The organism is Mesorhizobium sp. M1E.F.Ca.ET.063.01.1.1, assembly GCF_003998155.1.
GTDB lineage: Bacteria > Pseudomonadota > Alphaproteobacteria > Rhizobiales > Rhizobiaceae > Mesorhizobium.
Window position 1 is genome coordinate 1 of record NZ_RZSC01001733.1, and the last position, 400, is coordinate 400.

Consider the following 400-nt stretch of genomic DNA (forward strand, 5'->3'; position numbering starts at 1 on the left):
GCGTACGATCCGGGGGGCAAGGTGGAACCTACCTATGCGGCGACGGGTTTAAAGGTGCAGATGGTCATTCCGCTCACGAGGGCGAGCCAACAAGATTGAAGGCAGGTGCAACAGACGGTCCTAATCGTGGAAGATGAATTTCTGATCGCGATGGACCTCAAATCCATGCTCGAACGGCGAGGATGGCGTGTCCTGGGGCCTGTTTCGACCGTGGCCGCAGCATCTCGCATACTGGAAAGCGAACTGCCGTCTGTCGCATTGCTCGACGTAAATCTAGGCCATGAACTGGTCACGCCATTGGCGGAAAAGTTGAGCAGCCTCAATGTACCATTTGCCGTGGCGAGTGCTTATGACCGGCCGGAGCTTGTCGGCGGGGCCGTTCTAGCGGGCGCGCCCAACG

1 protein-coding gene is annotated in these 400 nt (G+C 58.5%); it reads left to right on the forward strand.

Features of this window, described 5'->3' with window-relative positions:
• Positions 1-105: 105 nt before the first annotated feature.
• Positions 106-400, forward strand: a 295-nt coding sequence (locus EOA29_RS40650) for a response regulator (RefSeq protein ID WP_127222620.1), incomplete at its 3' end; no start/stop codon positions are given.